Genomic DNA, 19188 nt, shown 5'->3' with positions numbered 1-19188 from the left:
TCCCAGAAAATCAATAATGGTTGGATTCCTTGCCTAGATACCTTCTTTGTATCAGAGAAATTATTAAAATGATAAAGAATAAAACATATGATAGTACAGCTGCATAGCTTAAATTAAGACTTGTAAATCCTTGAGAGTATAAATAATATACAATTGTTGTTGTTGCATAATTCGGTCCTCCGCCAGTTAACAAATAAGCAGAGTCGAATATTTGAAATGAACCAATCGTTGTAGTGATTGCTACATAAAAATGAATTGGTTTTAATAATGGAAATGTTACATTCCAAAATATTTTAAATGGAGATGCTCCATCAATTCTTGCGGCTTCATATAGTTGTCTATCAATAGATTGTAAGCCAGCAAAATAGTAAATCATCGTACTACCAGCTACTTTAAAAACACTTAAGCCCGCCAAAACAGCGAGAACTTGACTTGAATCCGACAGAAAAAGTTGTGGTTCAATTCCAACGAATCCAATAATATAGTTAATCATCCCTTCTTCTGTCCCACGAAATAACCAACCCCATATACCAGCAATGATTACAAAAGAAGTGACAACCGGAAGGAAAAATACCCCTTTAAATAATTTTGCTCCCCTTACTCCTGAGTTAATAATAAGGGCTAATATTAAACCTAGTGCCATTGTAGGAAGAATATAGTAGATAGAAAATTTGACTGTATTCCAAATAGCCTTCCATGCAAGTGAATCACTTAACAAATACTTCCAATGCTTTAACCCTACAAATTCAGGATCACCAATTACTCTCCAATCCATAAAGGTAAGATAAAAACTTAGCAAAAATGGATAGACCTGAAAAATTGCAAAGTGAATTAAAATAGGGATCAATACAATATAAACAATCGCATTCTTCTTCCACTCTTTTTTCAATCTTATGAGAAGTGGCTTCTTTCTTTCTTTAGAAGTTAGTGTATTACTCAGTGTAATCACCCTTTCCTATGTAAGTTAATAAGAGAGAGTTTGATCTCTCTTAGACCAAACTCTCTATTAACTGTTATTAATTTACTTTGGCTTTAATAGCCTCTGCTGCAGCATCTGCAGCTTCTTTAGGAGTTTTTTTGCCTTCCATCATTGTTTGCAACTCCGCTTGGATTAAAGGCATAATTGTACGACCCTCTGGATGAATAACTCCTGGTAATGCATATTCTGTATACGTTGCAAGCTGCGCCATATACTTTTGATCTCCAAAGATATCTTTTGCAGATTCTCTTGTTGGAATATATTGCGTAACTGTATTAAATTTTCTTTGGTTTTCTGCATTCGTCATCACTTTAATAAATTCCGCAGCAGCATCTGGATTATCTGTATTAATAGGAGCTACAAACATCCCAGTAGTTCCATAAGTAACTTGCTTTTTGTTTTTCAAAGGTGGAGCAATGACAAATTCAAACGTATCTTGACCTAACATACGGCTAACAGAAATACCAGAACCTTGTACGGAAAGCATTTTACCGCCATCCCATAATGCATTATGTTCCATCGCTGTAATTGAATCTTTTGGAGTCCATTCTTCCTGGTACATTTTGTTGATAAATTCAAACGCTTCTACTCCAGCTTCGTTGTTAATCAATACTTCATTGTCTGCTGTCAAAACATCCCCGCCGGCTTGCCATAAGAACGGATATAGTGTTCCATTCATAGATCCACCACCTTGGAAGCTAGTTGCATAGTAACCTTTTTCTTTTGCTTTAACCGCCCATGCTTCAAACTCATCCCAAGTTGTTGGTAGTTTCGCTGGATCCTCACCAATTGCTTTCACAATGTCCACATTGTATAAGTAAGTATATGCTTCTTGAAGAATCGGAAGCCCATATACTTTATCTTTCCAAGTTGTTGAAACTAAAGCTGAATCCACAAAATCATCCATATCGTTATCTTTAAGATACGGGTCTAATTCTAATAGCATCCCAGCATCTGCATATTGTGGCATTTGGTCTGGAATAACATAGAATACATCTGGTCCATTATTAGCTGCAAGAGCGGTAAGAACCTTTTGATCTCTATTTGCCCAAGGAATTTGTTCAAAGTTTACCTTTACTCCTGTTTCTTCTTCATATGCAGCTATTATTTCATCCCACATAACGCCTTCTGTTTCCTGATCACCTGTAAATGGATGTGCCCAAACTGTAATTTCTCCTGAAAGACCCTCTTCGCTAGTACCCTCTTTTGGTTTGTCGCCCTCTGCTCCTTCATCGCTACAAGCAGCTATTAAAGCACCAAATAACAATAGTAATAGAACTAAACTAAATTTTTTCATCTCTTTGACCCCTCTCAAATTAGTTAATACGACATCCCCAGTGTCTGCTAACCTATCACTATATTATTTAGGCCTCCCTTCAATTAGAAAAACATTTATTCAAATGAAATAAGAGACTTATAACCATCCATAACTCTTATCTCAATTCATCTATTTAAAATTAACAGAAATTACTAAATAATTGGTTAACTTTTTAAAAGCATATATTATTTTTTATAAAGAGACAAGTCTATTAAGTGTCCTTAATTGAGGATGACAAAATATTGTTCTTATTATTTGTTATTGCCTTTTACTTCATTCTTACATATAGTATTTTCAAGAAGGGACTGGTCTAATGAATTGGGAAAATTTTAGTACGCTGGCTTATAAAATAATGACTTTGGCATACATAAATTTACTATGGATTCTTTTTAGCATTGTGGGCTTAGGAATTTTAGGTCTGTTTCCGGCAACTACCGCAATGTACGCTATCACGCGAAAATTAATTATAGGGGAAACTAATTTCAATATATTTTCTGTGTTTTGGGGAAATTTCAAAAAAGACTTCCTGAAAGCAAATGGTTTTGGTTTGATAACAGCCATCACCGTTTACATTTTATATTTTGACTTTATGTTTGTAGTTCAAAAGAATGATTTTCAATTTCTGTTACCAATTTTCTTATTTATTTTAATAGCTTTTTTAGCCACTTTAATATTTTTATTTCCAGTGTATACACATTTTAATTTACGTTTCTATCAATACATAAGACAATCTTTCTTCATTGCCATCACATCGCCGATTGAATTAGTTTTAATCAGTGCTTCAGCGATCGTAATCTATTTTCTATTAACTCTCTTCCCAGGAGCTATCCCCTTATTCTCTGGTAGTATTTTTGCGTATATTTCTACTTTTCTAAGTTTTAGGGCATTTGAACGAATAGAAAAGAAGAAAAAAACACAATTTCTGAAGTCCACTAACGAGCTTCGATAATACAGAACCAAACGAGTAGAGCATCGCGATTAATCTCGCAGTGTTCTTTTTTTAAAAGATAAGAAATTCTGTAAAAATGTCTCGTTAACACTGGGGTAAGGAGACTATTAATAATAAATAATGCTATGATTTCCGTTTCCGGTGGACGCTTTCCGTGGGGTGAGCGATGAGCTATCACCGTCGCTAACGCGTCGCTGTGATATCTCATCCGTCTCACTCATCCCACAGGAGTCGCCACCTTTCACTACAATCAATGAATGTGTGTTACTACACAAATAGATTTGTCATTGCTTATCCTTACCATATAAAAATTGGACAAATTTTTATTAAACAATCATCCAATTAACGGCAATCTTTTTGAATTAGGATTGTAGTCCAATGATAAATGTAAAGGACAGACTTTCATTTTAACTGAAATGGTTTGAAACCTTGCTTAAAACAGAGGTTACGATGGATTGTAGCGCAGGTCGGCGACTCCTGTGGGACAGCACGAGGGAGAGACTACAGGCTCGAGCCGTGCCCACGGAACGCGTCCGGCCGGAGCTACAATCACTGGCATATCTGGGTTTTGTTCTTAAAGGACTGGGCGTTTTTTGCCCAGTTTTTTTATTTCCTTTACTTGCATTCGTTTGTATTTTACTCTCGGTCTGCATTACTTTACTCGCTTTCCTGCTGTTTTTACTCGCTCTCATATGATGATTACTCTCACACTGATATCAAATACTCTCGATCACGACTTTTGTACCAATTATTCTTCCCCTCCTCTTGTTTGTTTCGAAAATCCGTTGTACTATTAATTGTTTGCTTTGTATATAGAAATAGAAAGTTTGGTGGAGTAAAATGAATACAAAAGCATTATCACTTGCACTTTTCACCGTAGCTATTTGGGGTTCTTCTTTTGCGGCAATTAGCGCCAGTTTACAGGGTGGCTATTCTGCAGGTCATTTAATATTAGTACGATTTCTAATTGCTTCTATTATTTTTCTTGTTATCGCTCTTTGGCCAGGAGTTAAGTTTCAACTTCCACGAAAGGAAGATATAATTAAAATAAGTCTTCTTGGTTTTATTGGGATTAATATATACCATCTTTGTGTTACATTTGGACAACTATCGATATCTGCCGGGACAGCTGGTATGCTGATTGGTTCTGCTCCTATCTTTACAACAATCATCGCGATTATTGTATTAAAAGAGCGTTTAGGCAGAATTGGTTGGTTGGGCTTATCATTTGGTTTTATCGGTATCATTCTAATTGCATTAGGAACAGGTGGAAGCTCTTTAAGTATTTCTCCCGGTGTGTTTTTAGTGCTTATTGCTGCCTTTTCAACTGCAATCTTTTTTGTTTATCAGAAGCCTCTATTGAAAAAATATAGCGCTATTGAATTGACCGCTTATTTTACTTGGGTAGGAACTATTCCCTTTTTATTCTTCGCACCTGGACTTATAGAAGGAATTCAACAAGCGACATTAGAGGCTAATTTATCTGCCATTTATATAGGAATATTCCCTACTGCCATTGCATATTTAACTTGGGCTATTGCTTTGTCATATAGCGAAGCTAGCTCTGTTTCGAATTCTTTGTACCTAGAGCCAGTCGTTGCTATTATTGTGACGTGGATATGGTTGCAGGAGCTTCCTTCGACCCTTTCGATCGTCGGAGGATTCATAGCTATTACGAGTGTCATCATTGTCAATATATTCGGTAAGAAAAATCAGCTAAAGCTTCCTCAACAAGCTCCGATCTCTACCTATGATAAGATAGACATACTTTAACTGAAGGGAATGAAGATAGATGAAATCTCCTTTTACTTTTAACCATACAGCACCTAAAAACACTGACCAAAAACAACCAGCGTTATTTTTATTACATGGAATGGGGAGTAATGAAGCAGACCTACCACAGCTAGTGAAGGAATTCGAAGGCACGCATCATATTTTTAGCTTACGTGGTCCAATCGTCCATAAACCCGGTTACGCATTTTTCCTAATTGAAGAAATAGGCAAGCCTGTGAGGGACGTTTTCGATCAGGTTGTAACGCATATTCAAGCATTCATTCGTGAGGCTATTGTCGAGTACAACTTAGACCGGAATGACATTACATTACTAGGATTTAGTCAAGGAGCAATCCTTTCGCAAACAGTGGCACTAACAATGGGAGATGAAATTAGTAGAGTGGTTGCATTAAGCGGATATATTCCTGCGTTTGTTAAAACGGAATATAGCAAGAGGAATATTGATCACTTATCCATCTTCATCTCTCATGGTGATTATGACTATGTAATCCCATCACAATGGGGACTCGACAGTAAAGAGTTTTTTGAAGCTACGGGAGCGAAAGTGACTTTTAAAACGTATAACGAAGGGCACGGGGTTACTCCAGAGAACCATCGAGACATAGTTGCTTTTTTAAAAAGTAAATAATTACTGAACAAGGCTAAAAAGTATGTTACGCGCATATATATTTTTCAGCCTTGTTTTTTATTTTTCATCTGAATCAATTTCATAATGCCTATTTAGTTTTAAATCTTCTGGTTCCTGTATCTGATTGGAGCGAAAATGAGCGTTGTTCGGATTTCACTATTGAAAATTATTCTTCTAGCTCGTAATTTACCCTATTCAACTTAATAGCAAATACTGAAAAATTCTGATAAAATTACACTATCCTTTGCATAAGAATGCGTTGGTTTTTTTGAAACTTATTAGATCGTTTCCTCGTATATATGGTATGACTAAAATTTGGAGGTAAAAGAATGGGCATTAATTTAGTTAAGGGTCAAAAAATTGATTTAACAAAGGGCAGGTCTTCCCTATCAAGCGTTATGGTAGGTCTAGGATGGGACCCTGTTGAAAAGAAAAAAAGTGGCGGATTTTTAGGTGGACTTTTAGGTGGAGGAAGCGGCGGAGCAGCCATAGATTGCGACGCATCTGTACTTCTTTTAGATGAAAAAGGCAAATTAGTATCTAAGCAACATGTTATATATTTTGGAAATAAAACAAGTCAAGATGGTAGTGTCGTCCACTCTGGAGATAATTTAACTGGAGACGGCGATGGAGACGACGAAGTGATTAACGTAAATCTAAGTGCTATTTCGCCATCTGTACATAGATTGGTGTTTGTAGTAAACATTTATCAAGCAAAACAAAGAAAACAAGACTTCGGACTAATTCAAAATGCATTTATTCGTCTAGTGGATAATGGCACAAAAGAAGAGTTAGTACATTATAATTTAAGTGAAAGCTATGCTGGTAAAACCTCTCTAATTCCAGGAGAGCTATATCGAAATGGCTCTGATTGGAAGTTTTCTGCAGTTGGAGAAGGTACATTAGATCTTGATATCGGTTCAATCGCAAACAAATACTTATAAGGAGTGGTTATTAATGGGCATTAACTTATCAAAAGGACAAAAGGTAGATTTAACAAAAACAAATCCCGGTTTAGTAAACGTTACAGTTGGACTAGGTTGGGATACAAATAAATACGATGGTGGAAAAGACTTTGACTTAGACTCCTCTGTATTTCTATTAGGCGGTAACAGTAAATGTGCTTCAGAAAGTGACTTTGTTTTCTACAACAACACAACTGGTGGTAACGGATCTGTTGTTCATACAGGAGATAATCGTACGGGTGATGGAGACGGGGATGATGAGTCAGTAAACGTGAATCTATCTACAGTTCCTTCATCAATTGAAAAAATTGCTTTTTGTATCACTATTCATGATGCAGAAGATAGAGGTCAAAACTTTGGTCAAGTAAGCAATTCATATGTACGTATTTTAAATGCAGATACACAAGAAGAATTGATTCGCTATGATTTAGGTGAAGACTTCTCCATTGAAACTGCAGTCGTTGTTGGTGAACTATATCGCCATAATAACGAATGGAAATTCAATGCAATCGGAAGTGGATACCAAGGCGGTCTTGGAGCATTAGTTTCAGACTTCGGCTTGAATTAATAACTTCTCTCAAAAAGCAAGGGCATGCTTCCTTGCTTTTTGTTTTAGTATCTGAAGAAAGTAGAGGTATTTGGGTATACCTAATAACTCCCCTTCTTCATTCTTAGGAGTGGATAACATGAGACAATTCAGAGGGGTTAGTGAGAAAGAGATACGTCAATTCTTTCATATACCACCTAGCGACTTTTCCAGAAGTATGGAAAGAAATAAATTAGGGATGGCTATGGGAGCAGCTTTATACTTACCAGGTTCAATGCCCAATTTCATCAACAAACTATCCAATCGGAATTTGAAGAATTTAACAAGTTCCATTATTTGTTTGGAGGATGCAGTATCCGATTCAGAACTTTTAGAAGCAGAACAAAACGTTGTACAAGAGTTGAAAAAGCTGGAACAAAATAGCTTATTAAATCCGAACGAAATCCCTCTTCTATTTGTTCGAATTAGAAACGTTCAACATTTAGAAAGAATAGCTAACTTGTTAGGAAGCACCATTCGATTTATTACTGGCTTCGTTTTCCCAAAATGCACCTCTCATAATGCCGAAAGCTTTTTTTTATGTTTAAAAAATTTAAACCTTCAACACTCAATTCACTTATATGCCTTGCCCATCTTGGAAACGAAAGAAATTATTTATACAGAACTTAGAGGGCAAGAACTTTCTAAACTATATGCAATCTTCAAGCAGTTTGAGGACCTTGTACTAACTATAAGAGTTGGTGCAACTGATTTCACTAGCCTTTTCAGTCAAAGACGTCCTGGAAAAAGAACAATCTACGAACTACAACTAATCACTAATTGTTTGACCGATATATTAAACAAATTTAATCGTAAAGAAGATAACTTTGTCGTTTCAGGTCCTGTTTATGAGTATTTTGAATCCCACGATGCTTTTCAGTTATTCACAAATGTATATAGTATAGAATCCGTTCTATGGAATGAAGTTCAGCTTGACGTTTTAAATGGTTTCTACGGGAAAACATGCATCCACCCTTCTCAAATCGACATTGTAAATAGTGGATATATCGTGCCTAAGGAGTTATTTGAAGATGCCTGCTTAATCGTAGAAAATGGTGCAGAAACAAATGGCGTTTTGCGAAGTGCTGCTAGAAACAAAATGAATGAGGTAAAACCTCACTACAGCTGGGCGATGAAGATTATTGCTCAAGCAGAAATATATGGGGTGTTAAAAGAAAATGTTACATCACTCGACTTCCTTCAATACATCAAAAACCTATAGTTTACATGGAGATTTAAAGTTAGTTATTGACATAAAAAAGAATTCGTATAATTTTTCGCCAGATGCTCTTTTCCAAATGGCCGTAAGAATAAATAAAAAACGACAATTTTTATTCGTAAGTCGACTCCTTGGTAAGCATTTAGCGGTAGATCCAGCCATCTCACTTGGAACGGGTACTATTTTAGCTTCCATGCTTATGGAGGATGAAGGTTTGGAAGGTCACCCACTAGTAAAAGAACTTGTTGAGATGATCAATTCGGAAAAACCAAACCGGAAACTGAGTATGGACTCCTTAAAATTCAAGGCGACTTTACCAAATAAAACTGTATTTATTGGATTTGCTGAAACGGCAACTGGCCTCGGCCATGCAGTATTTCAACACTTTGAAAACGCTCATTATATTCATACAACAAGAGAAGAAATCCTACATATGGATCCTTCCTTTTATTTTGAAGAGGAGCATTCCCACGCAACCTCTCATAGAGTCTATGCACCTGAACAAACATTAACAGATGCTGAAACGATTGTATTAATAGATGATGAAATAACGACTGGCCTTACACTTTCCAATTTAATTGTTGCCTTAAATGATGCTTTTCCGGGCAAACAATATAAAATTCTATCCATATTGGATTGGAGAACAGAAGCACATCAACAAGACTATATCGATTTGATGAAAACACATAATATCTCTTCTGAAATAATCACTATTATTAGTGGTCAATTTACACTACAAAATCAAGCAATAATCGAAGAAAAAGAAACTCCCTTTCTTAACAGTTCGCAAACATTCTCTGTATATGCGGATGAACAATTATCTCAAGAAATAACTTCAAAGCACCGAAGTGAACATGCAACCTATAGCACCTTCACTGGTAGATTCGGTTTAACAAGTGATCTTCACGAAGAAATGGCTGATTGGATAGAAAGATTTATCAACAAACTACCTCAGCTACAAAGAGATAAACCTACTCTAATAATAGGAATTGGAGAAAACATTTATTTCCCACTCAGATTCGGACTATCCTTTGGTAAGGACACAAAAGTGCAAACTACTACTAGAAGTCCTATCTTAGCAAAAACAGAAGAATCTTACCCTATACAGCATAAATGTAAATTTAAGCTGCCGGATTCCAATGGGATTGACCAATATTTATACAATCTAGCTGAAATAGAGGCCGAACAAATTATCGTGATTTCAGAATCCGTACAAGATCGTGCTAGTTGGTCCCCCCTTCTTTCTTACTTAGAGAAGTTAGCACCTGTCTCTTGGGTGTCACTTACTCTTCCAGAGAGAGGTGATAAAAATGACTAATAATACAGAAGGATTGGTTAAAACTAGCTATCCTGCAGAAGATATCACTTTTTTGCTGAAGGATTTATCGGACGTTAAGATTGAGTCTTCTGTAGAATCTAGAGAACAGCTATTTCAAACAGGTAGTCATTACTCCGAATCCTTACCAATTGAAAAACGACCGACCTCTGAATATACGGAGTTATATAACCAAGCTTTACTTGATTCGGCTGATCATATAGCACGATTAGTTGGGATATTATGTAGAAGAGTTAGACGATATGCCAATACGGATGACGTCGTGATTGTTTCCCTCGCACGTGCAGGAAGTCCAATTGGGATTTTAATGAAACGGTACGTCGAAAAATATTTGAAACTTAATTGGCCCCACTTTAGTATATCTATACTAAGAGGAAAAGGTATCGACGAAAAGGCTGTCCGTACCATTAGAGAGCTATATCCGAAAAGCCACATTCAGTTCGTTGATGGTTGGACGGGAAAAGGCGCTATACAAAATGAGCTAAGTAAGTCTATCCAAAAGTTAAATACTGCTTATGATCTTAACTTAAAGGACGATTTAGCTGTATTAACCGACCCGGGCGAATGTGCCACATTGTTCGCTACGAGAGAGGACTTCCTTATCCCAAACGCTTGTTTGAACTCAACAGTCTCAGGATTAGTTAGTAGAACTGTACTTAATAATGCCTTTCAAGGCGCAGATGATTATCACGGAGCTAAGTATTACGCTGATCTTGAGGAAGTGGATGTATCGAACGAGTTTATCGAAAATATAGCCAGTCGATTCCACGAGCAGGAGCCAGTCATAAAAGAACTCATCATAGAGTTCCCCCTCACAAACGAACGAACTTGGAGAGGTATGCAGGAAGTGGAATCCATTGCACGCAAGTACTATAAAACTGCTGATATTAGCAAAGTAAAGCCAAGTGTTGGGGAAACGACTAGAGTACTATTGAGAAGAAAGCCTTATAAAATATTACTTAGCGATGATAAGCACCCATCCCTACGTCATATTCTACTATTATGTAAAGAAAAAAATATTCCTACAGAAATCGTACCAGGGCTCTTTTACCTTGCCATTGGACTGATAGAATCGGAGGATCGATTATGACAATCCTATTTGCAAGTGATTTAGATCGAACACTTATATATAGTAAAAACTCACGTGGGCAAGAAGTGAACGAAGAGGATTTTGCAGCTGTAGAATGGATTGATGAAAAACCAACTGCATTCATGACTATTAAAGGTCTTCAGCTTTTTCAACAAATAGCATCATCTACCACCTTTTTACCTGTTACAACTAGAACTGCGGAACAATACAATCGAATTACAGGTCTATATCATAATATAGAAAAACCTAAATATGCGATTGTATCGAACGGCGCTGTCATTTTAGAGGACGGCAAGCCTCTTGCAGAATGGTCCGATAATGTAATCGCACAAATGCAACAAAACCGCACATCTATAGCGCATGTACTTCCTCAACTGGATGCATATACGCAAAACAAATTTGTGCTTAAAGTGATGCAAGCAGAATCATGGTTTGTCTACCTAATCATTGACGAACAGGCATTTTCTGTCGAGGATTTTGAGAATCTCTCTCAAATCTTTTATCAGCAAGGCTTCACTCTTTCTCACCAAGGGAGAAAAGTATATATAATGCCTACTTGCATTAACAAAGCATCTGCACTTCAATTTGTAGCAGAGCGAATTGCTGCAAATAAGGTCATTGCTGCGGGAGATTCCATGCTCGACTTTGATATGGTTTTAAATGCGGACGAGGGATTTATCCCTTCCCACGGAGAAGCAACCCATAAAAGTGAACATCTCCCCCCTCACGTTTCTATAACTAAACAAAGTGGGGTCTTAGCAGGCGAAGAAATATTAATAAAAGTAAGCAATTATTTGTTATAATATGTATGAACAGGAGGGAAAGCCCATGGTGAATTTAAATCCCATCAGGATAAAGTCGTGGGATTCATCAAATACAGGTACATGGTTGAAAGATTCTTTAGGAGACTCTTCGAACGTAACGGTGGACGGAGATAACTTAACGTATCCTCAATTAGTTTGCCAGTACATTGGCATGACCTTAGATGATGATGAATATTTCTCGATTCTGCATACACAAGTCAATGATTCCTCCGGAAAGCTAAGCATCCTGACTGGTGCACTTAATAAAGAAATTTCTGCTGAAAAGCTAAGATCCATTCATCAATTATTTGATTTGCATAGAAAAGAAAAGGGACTCTCTCCTAGTCGGATGGTCGCCTTTTTGGATGGCTATTCCTTATTACCAACTTCTAAAGATCCTGGTTTAAATAGAAGAATCAGAACAGTTTTGATTGATTTATTGAAAAAGCTTCAACAAAGCTATACGGAAGGAACTCTCCATCACGATTATCGCCGAGTAACGACCGATCTCGTAAAATGGATATTCAACCATGTAGAACCTGCTCTGAAAGAAATAGATTTCGTACAGGGTCTTCCAGCTTTCCTTTGGTACGGCACTGCAACCCCTAGTGAAAAATGGTTTCTTACATATTTAGCTGACTTTGGATTCCATGTGGTAATTTTCAATCCAACCAATGAGTCTTGGCCAAAAATCTCCCTTACTATTGAGGATGATTTAAGTTATCGTTTTCCAAAGGTTTCCCCAGATGTTAAACTATTGCCAGACGAGATACCTAAAATTGCGGGGACTGTTGCATTTAAGGCAACCCAAGAAATAAATGAGATCTTACATCATGATGATTCAGGTCTTTACAAGCCATTCCAATTTAAATCATACTCTATCAACTCTATACGCTTGAAAACAACAGAGGATGAGGCTTTCTTAATCTCTAAAGAAAGAGCGATGATTCGCCCTCACTTCCAAGTAAGTAACCAACAAGTAACAATTCCTGTAGTTTTCGCAAAACTGTTAGGTATTGACCGGAATAGAAAACGTTTTTGGAATAATGTTCATTCGTTAACAGAACGAGATGATACTCATGTAATTCGCCAGTTTCCTTTCACGAAGGAGCAAAAATCGAATCCATTATTCCATTACCGTGATGCATTAAAATCAGATGGTAAACTAGATCCTGAAAAGATGAGAGCTTCCAATTGGTGGACGTATGATAAGCTCCCACTTGGCACTCAAACAGTCATCGGTGAGACAATTTCAAAGCATGTTAACGAGCCGATACTAATTCGACAGTCCAATGAAACAATAGAAGACTTGCAATTATACGCATTCGCACAGTCGATGGTTTTACCTGATTTTGTTATTCGCCTTTTACAAACATTCGATTATCCTCAATTTGTTCCTACGATTTTTATCTATAACGAGGAGAATGGTCCTGAACTATCAAGAGCTGATGCAAACGCTTTATGTATGATGCATCATTTAGGGTTAGATATTATTATTGTGAATCCGAAAGGACATCTTGACTTGGAGAAATGGGTACAAGAAGGCACCTTTGATATTCACTTTATGGACGATCGCAGCTTCAATGATCCATTTAAAGAACCAAGTGTTGTACACAAGATCTTCAAAAAATTTCTTTAGAAGCAGGGGGAGAAAAAGTGGAATTACAAAAACTAGAAATAGAACAACAAGAACAAATGATGGAAGAAAGCAATGATATAAAAGCAAAGTTAAAACGTGACCCACAAGTTCTACAGCTAGTCGCTCGAATTGATCCAAAAAATCAGGTTGGACTATTAGAATTTGGACGTGAGCCAGCAGATGAGATTTCCAAGTTTACAGGACAAATTCTAAACACGATTAAGTCTAGCAGTATGGAAGAATCCAGTGAATTATTAAAGCAGCTAGGCAAGATTATGGATAAATTCGATAAAAAGGATTTTGTTCAAAAGCCCTCCCTGTTCGGTAAAATCTTCAAACAAGGCGAGAAATTAATCGAAAAGCTGTTCAATAAGTATCAAACTATGGGTAGTGAAATTGATAAAGTATTTGTGGAAATTACGAAGTACGAAACAGAGATGAAAAAATCTACCACTACATTAGAAAATTTATACGACCAAAATTTTAACTACTTTATGGAATTAGAAAAATATATAGTAGCTGGAGAGTTAAAGGTCAATCAGTTAAGACAGCTTGTGCCTAATCTACAGCAAAAAGCTGAAAATGGCGACCAATTAGTTCTTATGGAACTTAACTCTCTGCAAAATGCGATCGAGCTACTAGATCAGCGTATTTATGATCTTGAAATGGCAAAACAGGTTTCCTACCAGTCTGCTCCACAAATTAGAATGCTCCAACGAGGCAATACAAAGTTAATCGGTAAGATAAATTCAGCATTCGTAACGACTATTCCTATTTTTAAAACTGGACTGATCAATGCAATTTCTGCAAAAAGACAAAATCTTGTTGCACAGTCGATGAGCGAGCTAGATCGTAGAACAAACGAGATGCTACTTCGCAATGCCAATGACATATCCAAACAAAGCGTGGATATTGCAAGAATGTCAGGGCAGCCAAGTATTAAAATCGAAACAATCGAGCAAACGTGGGATACGATTATGCGCGGAATGACGGAGACTAAAGCGATTGAAGAAGAAAATCGTAAAATGAGAGAACAAGGTCGCCTTCGTTTAGAAGAATTACAAAAGAAATATGAAGATGGTCAAAGAAAGTAATTTTAAAATGGATGAGGGGGAAACATTATGTCAGTCATTAACCTGTCAAAAGGGCAAAAAATTGATTTAACGAAAACGAATCCAGGATTAAAGAATGTCTTAGTTGGACTTGGATGGGATACGAATAGATATAGCGGAGGAGAAGATTTTGATTTAGACGCTTCCGCTTTTATCGTAGACGGAAACGGTAAAGCCTTCAACGAAAAAAGCTTTATCTTTTATAACAATCTCCAAAGTGAAGAAGGTTCAGTTATCCACACTGGGGATAACCGTACGGGAGATGGTGACGGAGATGATGAGCAATTGCTCGTTAAGTTACCACTCGTTCCAAGCGTAGTTCAAAAAGTTGTTTTTACTGTTACTATTCACGATGCTGACCAACGTAAACAAAACTTCGGTCAGGTATCTAATGCTTTCATACGTATCGTCAATGAAGATACAAATGAAGAAATTGTTCGCTATGACCTTGGCGAAGACTTCTCAATCGAAACGGCACTTGTAGTTGGAGAAATTTATCGTCACAATAACGAATGGAAATTTAATGCAATAGGAAGTGGATTCCAAGGCGGTTTAGCTTCTCTTATTACTGAATTTGGATTGAGCTAACCACCTAGCCCCCTAAAAGCTGGGATATAACTACTCTTTAATTTTATAAACGTGAAATCGTTCTCTTGATTTCACGTTTTTTTATTTTGGGAAAATATAGCCAGTAGATTATCTCTAAAACCTACATATCCTGGTTGTTTGAAGTTCAGACGGCAACTCCTGGGGGTCCAACTAAGGCTCGAGCCGTGCCCCCGGAAAGCGTCCACTGTAACGGAAAACAACTGTAGTGAGCCTTTGGGATGTTTTGTCCCATCCTCTATTTTTGATTTATTATTTTACCTGTATATCTCTTATGATAATCCCACTCTTCGGAATACTTGGCATCGTCACTAGGCTATAACTCAAATCCTGTTCTGGTAGCTGATAAGATAGATGATTTACTAAAAAATTAAGCGATACTTCCATTATTTCTATAGTGACAAATTCTCCAGCACAGCGGTGGCCCATCATATAATCTCCCCCACCCTGTGGTATGAAATCGAATGGACTTTTATCCCATCCAGAAAACCTATATGGATTAAATATTTCAGGGTTATCCCACAGTTCCGTATCATGATTTGTTCCATACAGATCAAGTAATGTTAGGGTTCCTTCCTTAAATGAATAACCCTCCCACGCAAAATCCTTTCTTACTTTAGCCGCAGCCATGGGAAAAAAGGGATAAAATCGACGAACTTCTTGTACGAACATTTGAAAGTATTTAGCATCTGCAGTTTCGAGCTTTTCTTTCTGCTCAGGGTAATGATGAATTGCAAGTGCAGTAAAGTTAATATAAATAGCGATCGCCACAATAGGTCTTAAAATATTGATCACTTCGACGGCAGCTACTCTTCCTTCTAAATACTTCCCTTCCAAATCTTGGTGCAAGGAAATTTCATGCAAGGCTGTACCTTCAGCAGGATTAAGATGTCCCTCTCGAACTTGAGCAACTAAACCTTCTACCCATTTTTCTACCTGTTTACGGGCACGCCTTCCCTTCCAGTGTTGAGGGCCAAGTGCAGTGGGAGACTCAAACATAACCGCTAACTGCTCCGCTAGTTCTTTAATTTCCTCTTCTTCAACAGGAACACCTCCCCACTCACTAGCTATTCTGCACATGATTTCCTTTGCCTCATCATACAAAATAATTTGGTCCAGCCGCTCCCATTTCTTTGCAGCAAGTTGCCATTGTTTTTCCGTAATAGCTTGCAATACTTCTAGACGTTCCTTCGTCATTAAAGACATGAACATCGACTTACGATGACGATGTGCTTCATCGTCTAATGTTTGGACTCCTTCTTCTCCAAATAACGTCTTTTGCAACCGTTTAGGTGCAACCCCATTACGCATGAATTTCTCTTCATCGTAAAATAACTCCGCCGCTTTTTCGCCACTCATACAAATTGCATCTTGTCCCAATAACCGAGTTTCAAATACATTGGAGGCGAAGCTTTTCTTTCTATTTGGAATGTACATGTAACCTTCTCTTAATAAACTCAGACTGTGGTCCAGTCCTTCCTCACGTGGAAATTGATTAATCATGTCTATACACACCCTTCCTTTTAGAGCTTTCTTCCCCATCTTTTCCCTTCAACAACTTATTAAAACTTGTAAATACAAAATACCCCAAATCCTAACTGAAGGGTTTGGGGGTTACTAACTTTCTTTTTAAGCAATCATTTGACGGCAAACTTCCGCACATTTACGACAAGCCTCTGCGCAGCTTATACAATGTTCATGGTCGTGTTTTCCACATTCCTCTGCACAATCCTCGCAAATTTTAGCACATAACTCACAAATTTCTTTAACGAATGGACTATTACGGGTCATTGCCTGTATAGCATAGCTACAAATATCCGCACATTCTCGGTCTAGCCTAATACAACCAGCCATCATTTTCACATTCTCTTCATTCAGACAGGCTTGAAAACAATTATTGCATGCCTCCAAACAGTCTTGGCATGCTTGAATACACTCTTCATAAGACATTTTCAAAATTTATTCTCCTTTCTTACCTTAAATTCCTCTAACTACTTATTCCCCCAAAAGGAACAATTAAAACTGTGTTATTAGTCCCTCGCTTCACTAATTCCTTAATTATTAATTATTGCTATAATGGAGCCAGATGAAGGTTCGAAAGGTGTGATTAAATTTGTCTAAAGAATCTATTTTAATCGTAGAAGATGAAGAAAAAATAGTAAGGCTACTTGAAATTGAATTGGAATATGAAGGTTATGAAACGGGTAAGGCATTAGATGGAATTGATGCCTTTGAAATGTTTCTTTCTCAAAAGTGGGATTTAATCTTACTGGATGTGATGCTACCAGGTATGAGTGGCATTGAATTATTACGGCGTATTCGCGGAAAAAATTCAGCGGTTCCCATTATTTTATTGACTGCAAAGGATTCTATTGAAGACAAAGTTTCTGGTCTGGACCTCGGTGCCAATGACTACATAACGAAGCCTTTTAGAATAGAAGAATTGCTTGCAAGAATTCGTGCTATTTTAAGGATGAGCCATGCTAATCTTCCAGTAGCCGAAATAGATGACGAATGGCTTCAGTTCAATAATTTACGAGTGAATGAAAAAACAAGAGAAGTGGTTAGAGATGATCTCGATATTATATTGACACCAAAGGAATATGATTTACTTTTATATTTATTAAAAAACAAAAGACAGGTTTTGGATCGTGGTCAAATTTTGGAAGCAGTTTGGGGCTATGATTATTTTGGCGATACAAAAATCGTCGATGTATATATTCGATATCTTCGTAAAAAAATCGATGCAGATTACGAGGACGCACTCATTCATACCGTCAGAGGCGTAGGCTACGTCTTGAAGGATGCAACATGAAGCTACGCAATAAAATAAATTTATATACCTCCGTTTTATTTATCGTATTGCTCATACTCATGAATACTTCTATCTATTTTGTGTTCAGTCATCTCATGAAGGAAAATGAATTAGAACGAGCACAGGCGGAGGTCGACAAAGTTGCCCTTGCTATTGGAAGTGCTGCTGACCGAATTGCGCCAAGCGATTTATTACGAGCGAACGTACCAGTGGATGGCATGATTCAACTATTGAAAGAGGATTTAACGAGTGATGGTAAAGTCACCTCCCCTTCTGAAGAAAACCTTGGTGCACGAACCAGTAGTTTTTACCAAGGTGAGGTTCGTGAATTAATGACATATGAGGATTCACTGTATGTTTTCGTATCTATTCCGATTGTGTGGAGTGACGGGTCCGTTGTAAATTTACAGGTGACTAATAGTATTGAGTCCACTGAAGAGATGATTCGTATTTTAGCAATCGTTTTAATCGTTATTACAGTTATTATCATTATACCTACTCTTGTTTCAAGTCGGATTCTGAGCAATCTAATCATCGAGCCAATTCGTACGATGATTAATACGATGAAGGATATTCAAAAAAGCGGTCAATTTAAACAATTGAAGCTTGAGGACACTACTGAGGGAGAACTAGTAGAGATGGGCGAAACCTTCAATCATATGATGTCATTGCTTAAAACAAATTATGAAAAGCAGGAACAATTTGTCTCCAACGCATCTCATGAGCTCCGTACTCCATTGACTATAATTGAAAACTATGCAGATTTGTTGAAGCGGCGAGGTTTGGAAAGACCGGATTTGTTTGAGGAATCTATAGATGCCATTCATTCTGAGGCTATTCGCATGCGAGAATTGACAGAGCAGCTATTGTCTATTGCAAGGCATGAGCAATGGAATATCCAAATGGAGAACATTAATATTACGGAGCTTATAGAGGACACCGTAAATACCTTCCAAACTACTTATCAACGAGAGATGAGTGTTCTAGGGGATAAACAGATTGTCGGCTATACAGACATTCAAAAGCTAAAGCAATTATTATTTATCTTTCTAGACAATGCACGTAAGTATAGCGAAGAGCTGATTACAATACATGTCGGGCAGACAGCAAATGAAATTATTATTCAAATCGAGGATAGAGGAATCGGCATTCCACAAGATGATCTGCCGAAAGTGTTTGATCGTTTTTACCAAGTGGATCAGGCAAGAAGTCGGAAGCAAGGTGGATCAGGTCTCGGCTTAACGATGGCTAAAGATATTGCAGGTGCCCTCGGTGCACGCATCCAAATAAGTAGTAAGGAAAACGAGGGTACAATTGTGACGCTTTACTTACAAAAAGAAAAATAGTTC

Annotated in this window: 18 protein-coding genes; 14 read left to right on the top strand and 4 right to left on the bottom strand. The window is 37.3% G+C overall.

The window, feature by feature from the left end; all coding sequences use genetic code 11:
* Window positions 1-10: 10 nt before the first annotated feature.
* Both ACIQX2_RS06130 and ACIQX2_RS06125 read right to left on the bottom strand, forming a co-directional pair.
* Complete coding sequence (locus tag ACIQX2_RS06130) at window positions 11-946, bottom strand: carbohydrate ABC transporter permease (protein WP_402849110.1); 936 nt, start codon at window positions 944-946, stop codon at window positions 11-13.
* 70 nt (window positions 947-1016) lie between these two features.
* Window positions 1017-2276 (bottom strand): sugar ABC transporter substrate-binding protein, encoded by a 1260-nt coding sequence (locus ACIQX2_RS06125; protein ID WP_402847753.1) that lies wholly within the window; start codon window positions 2274-2276, stop codon window positions 1017-1019.
* Window positions 2277-2610: 334 nt separating this feature from the next.
* Here ACIQX2_RS06125 and ACIQX2_RS06120 point away from each other — a divergent pair, with 334 nt between their 5' ends.
* From ACIQX2_RS06120 to ACIQX2_RS06065, 12 genes are all read left to right on the top strand, one after another.
* Window positions 2611-3246 carry a YesL family protein gene (locus ACIQX2_RS06120; RefSeq protein WP_402847752.1) on the top strand — a complete coding sequence of 212 codons (636 nt, stop codon included), beginning with the start codon at window positions 2611-2613 and terminating at the stop codon, window positions 3244-3246.
* A gap of 840 nt (window positions 3247-4086) precedes the next feature.
* Window positions 4087-5019, top strand: a complete 933-nt coding sequence (locus ACIQX2_RS06115) for a DMT family transporter (RefSeq protein ID WP_402847751.1) — start codon at window positions 4087-4089, stop codon at window positions 5017-5019.
* A gap of 19 nt (window positions 5020-5038) precedes the next feature.
* Entirely contained in the window at window positions 5039-5668 is a 630-nt protein-coding gene (locus ACIQX2_RS06110; protein ID WP_402847750.1) for an alpha/beta hydrolase, read from the top strand.
* Between the two features lie 329 nt (window positions 5669-5997).
* Window positions 5998-6612, top strand: a complete 615-nt coding sequence (locus tag ACIQX2_RS06105; protein WP_402847749.1) for a TerD family protein — start codon at window positions 5998-6000, stop codon at window positions 6610-6612.
* 13 nt (window positions 6613-6625) lie between these two features.
* A complete protein-coding gene (locus ACIQX2_RS06100) occupies window positions 6626-7201 on the top strand; it encodes a TerD family protein (RefSeq protein ID WP_402847748.1) in 576 nt (191 codons plus the stop codon).
* A gap of 118 nt (window positions 7202-7319) precedes the next feature.
* On the top strand, window positions 7320-8441 hold the full coding sequence (locus ACIQX2_RS06095) for an HpcH/HpaI aldolase/citrate lyase family protein (RefSeq protein ID WP_402847747.1): 1122 nt from the start codon (window positions 7320-7322) through the stop codon (window positions 8439-8441).
* Window positions 8398-9756 (top strand): phosphoribosyltransferase domain-containing protein, encoded by a 1359-nt coding sequence (locus ACIQX2_RS06090; protein WP_402847746.1) that lies wholly within the window; start codon window positions 8398-8400, stop codon window positions 9754-9756. Before ACIQX2_RS06095 ends, ACIQX2_RS06090 begins: the two co-directional genes overlap by 44 nt.
* Entirely contained in the window at window positions 9749-10864 is a 1116-nt protein-coding gene (locus ACIQX2_RS06085) for a cysteine protease StiP family protein (RefSeq protein ID WP_402847745.1), read from the top strand. Before ACIQX2_RS06090 ends, ACIQX2_RS06085 begins: the two co-directional genes overlap by 8 nt.
* The gene (locus tag ACIQX2_RS06080; protein WP_402847744.1) at window positions 10861-11667 is read left to right on the top strand and encodes an HAD family hydrolase; all 807 of its coding nucleotides are present in this window, start codon (window positions 10861-10863) and stop codon (window positions 11665-11667) included. Before ACIQX2_RS06085 ends, ACIQX2_RS06080 begins: the two co-directional genes overlap by 4 nt.
* A gap of 25 nt (window positions 11668-11692) precedes the next feature.
* Entirely contained in the window at window positions 11693-13306 is a 1614-nt protein-coding gene (locus ACIQX2_RS06075; RefSeq protein ID WP_402847743.1) for a YceG family protein, read from the top strand.
* A gap of 56 nt (window positions 13307-13362) precedes the next feature.
* Window positions 13363-14400: a toxic anion resistance protein gene (locus tag ACIQX2_RS06070; RefSeq protein ID WP_402849107.1), complete on the top strand. Its 1038-nt coding sequence runs from the start codon at window positions 13363-13365 to the stop codon at window positions 14398-14400.
* Window positions 14401-14427: 27 nt separating this feature from the next.
* Window positions 14428-15006, top strand: a complete 579-nt coding sequence (locus tag ACIQX2_RS06065) for a TerD family protein (RefSeq protein WP_211892769.1) — start codon at window positions 14428-14430, stop codon at window positions 15004-15006.
* Window positions 15007-15276: 270 nt separating this feature from the next.
* Here ACIQX2_RS06065 and cypC read toward each other — a convergent pair whose 3' ends face one another.
* Both cypC and ACIQX2_RS06055 read right to left on the bottom strand, forming a co-directional pair.
* Window positions 15277-16527: a CYP152 family fatty-acid peroxygenase CypC gene (gene cypC, locus ACIQX2_RS06060; protein ID WP_402847742.1), complete on the bottom strand. Its 1251-nt coding sequence runs from the start codon at window positions 16525-16527 to the stop codon at window positions 15277-15279.
* A gap of 126 nt (window positions 16528-16653) precedes the next feature.
* Window positions 16654-16980 (bottom strand): four-helix bundle copper-binding protein, encoded by a 327-nt coding sequence (locus tag ACIQX2_RS06055; protein ID WP_402847741.1) that lies wholly within the window; start codon window positions 16978-16980, stop codon window positions 16654-16656.
* A gap of 157 nt (window positions 16981-17137) precedes the next feature.
* On the opposite strand from ACIQX2_RS06055, the gene ACIQX2_RS06050 reads away from it, so the two are divergent.
* Window positions 17138-17839: a response regulator transcription factor gene (locus tag ACIQX2_RS06050; protein ID WP_402847740.1), complete on the top strand. Its 702-nt coding sequence runs from the start codon at window positions 17138-17140 to the stop codon at window positions 17837-17839.
* Window positions 17836-19185 carry a sensor histidine kinase gene (locus ACIQX2_RS06045; RefSeq protein WP_402847739.1) on the top strand — a complete coding sequence of 450 codons (1350 nt, stop codon included), beginning with the start codon at window positions 17836-17838 and terminating at the stop codon, window positions 19183-19185. Before ACIQX2_RS06050 ends, ACIQX2_RS06045 begins: the two co-directional genes overlap by 4 nt.
* The last annotated feature ends 3 nt before the right edge of the window (window positions 19186-19188 follow it).

Source organism: Psychrobacillus sp. NPDC096623 (assembly GCF_044762655.1).
In the GTDB taxonomy this organism is placed as follows: domain Bacteria; phylum Bacillota; class Bacilli; order Bacillales_A; family Planococcaceae; genus Psychrobacillus.
The sequence above is the reverse complement of the archived record's forward strand: the minus strand, read 5'-3'. Positions and strand labels throughout refer to the sequence as shown.

What these genes read in the sequence shown, in the direction of transcription:
- ACIQX2_RS06110 (WP_402847750.1), top strand. Translation starts at nt 5,039, where the DNA reads ATGAAATCTCCTTTTACTTTTAACCATACAGCACCTAAAAACACTGAC.
- ACIQX2_RS06115 (WP_402847751.1), top strand. Translation starts at nt 4,087, where the DNA reads ATGAATACAAAAGCATTATCACTTGCACTTTTCACCGTAGCTATTTGG.
- ACIQX2_RS06045 (WP_402847739.1), top strand. Translation starts at nt 17,836, where the DNA reads ATGAAGCTACGCAATAAAATAAATTTATATACCTCCGTTTTATTTATC.
- ACIQX2_RS06105 (WP_402847749.1), top strand. Translation starts at nt 5,998, where the DNA reads ATGGGCATTAATTTAGTTAAGGGTCAAAAAATTGATTTAACAAAGGGC.
- ACIQX2_RS06070 (WP_402849107.1), top strand. Translation starts at nt 13,363, where the DNA reads ATGATGGAAGAAAGCAATGATATAAAAGCAAAGTTAAAACGTGACCCA.
- ACIQX2_RS06095 (WP_402847747.1), top strand. Translation starts at nt 7,320, where the DNA reads ATGAGACAATTCAGAGGGGTTAGTGAGAAAGAGATACGTCAATTCTTT.
- ACIQX2_RS06125 (WP_402847753.1), bottom strand. Translation starts at nt 2,276, where the DNA reads ATGAAAAAATTTAGTTTAGTTCTATTACTATTGTTATTTGGTGCTTTA.
- ACIQX2_RS06100 (WP_402847748.1), top strand. Translation starts at nt 6,626, where the DNA reads ATGGGCATTAACTTATCAAAAGGACAAAAGGTAGATTTAACAAAAACA.
- ACIQX2_RS06090 (WP_402847746.1), top strand. Translation starts at nt 8,398, where the DNA reads ATGTTACATCACTCGACTTCCTTCAATACATCAAAAACCTATAGTTTA.
- cypC (WP_402847742.1), bottom strand. Translation starts at nt 16,527, where the DNA reads ATGATTAATCAATTTCCACGTGAGGAAGGACTGGACCACAGTCTGAGT.
- ACIQX2_RS06085 (WP_402847745.1), top strand. Translation starts at nt 9,749, where the DNA reads ATGACTAATAATACAGAAGGATTGGTTAAAACTAGCTATCCTGCAGAA.
- ACIQX2_RS06075 (WP_402847743.1), top strand. Translation starts at nt 11,693, where the DNA reads ATGGTGAATTTAAATCCCATCAGGATAAAGTCGTGGGATTCATCAAAT.
- ACIQX2_RS06065 (WP_211892769.1), top strand. Translation starts at nt 14,428, where the DNA reads ATGTCAGTCATTAACCTGTCAAAAGGGCAAAAAATTGATTTAACGAAA.
- ACIQX2_RS06080 (WP_402847744.1), top strand. Translation starts at nt 10,861, where the DNA reads ATGACAATCCTATTTGCAAGTGATTTAGATCGAACACTTATATATAGT.
- ACIQX2_RS06120 (WP_402847752.1), top strand. Translation starts at nt 2,611, where the DNA reads ATGAATTGGGAAAATTTTAGTACGCTGGCTTATAAAATAATGACTTTG.